Source organism: Pseudomonas palleroniana, from assembly GCF_003031675.1.
Classification (GTDB): Bacteria; Pseudomonadota; Gammaproteobacteria; order Pseudomonadales; family Pseudomonadaceae; genus Aquipseudomonas; species Aquipseudomonas palleroniana.
Genome location: NZ_PYWX01000014.1, coordinates 1 through 935, shown reverse-complemented (window position 1 = coordinate 935; position 935 = coordinate 1). Strand labels below are relative to the sequence as shown.

At 52.8% G+C, this 935-nt stretch carries 1 protein-coding gene; it reads right to left on the bottom strand.

Annotated elements, in window-relative coordinates:
• The coding region (locus C9383_RS04970; RefSeq protein ID WP_107338853.1) for an integrase core domain-containing protein at positions 1-910 on the bottom strand (910 nt) is incomplete at its 3' end.
• Between the last annotated feature and the right edge of the window lie 25 nt (positions 911-935).

Here is a 935-nt window from a genome sequence, read left to right as displayed (position 1 = left end):
TAGATGGCACATACAGCTCTCCAGGACGTTTCATACCGAGTGCTTCATGAGGCCGCACGTAATTGAACTCATGCCTGAAGTGCTCCAGCAAAAGCTGCTGCTCTATCAAGTTTTTCCCTAACGGCAACTCAAGTTTCAAGCTACGGTGCATTCGCTCATGGCGACCATTCTGGGCGGGTCTTCCCGGCATCGTTCGTTCCGGATAGATACCTAATCGGATCCACCAAACTGCCAAGGTGGACATTCTTGCCAAGCCCGGAGAGGCGAAGGGAACACCGTTGTCAGTACGAATGACGTCCGGCATTCCATATTCCTGAAAAAGCCTCTCAAAGGCCTGTTTTACCGGCTTGGTCATGATCTTGGGATGGGCCCTGCACGCCAAAATCATGCGGGAGGCGTGGTCTGTAACGGTCAAAGGGAAGCACATCTGTGCGTCGAGCATCTTGAATTGCCCTTTGTAGTCAGCACACCACGTCTTATTGGGTTCGTTTGCTTCTCGCATTTCTCTGTGAGAGGTGCCGTGTCGGCGCTTGAAGCGCCGTTTACTGACTAACCCGAGCCGTTCAAGCCATTGACCTGCCGTACTTGGAGAGGGCCAGGCGGTGCAAGGGTCATCGATTCGTAATAGCTCGATAATCTTCTTCGGCCCCCATTTATCGTGAGCGTCTTTCATTGCCACGATGCGGGCCAATATCTCGTCGTCAGTTTTGTTTGGGCTGTGATGAGGACGCCGGGAAAGCTCGGCCAACGACTTTAAATCGCCGTCAACATGCCGAGAAATCCATTTATCCACGGTCGGCCGACTAACGTTGAAGCGGCGTGCCAGCTGGCTTTTTGTGTAATCGCCAGAAAGCCAGTCGACGACCAGCTTGATTCGTTGGTTCATAGGGGACTCTTGGTTCCAGGGCATGATCAGTTACCTCCTGATCATGCGT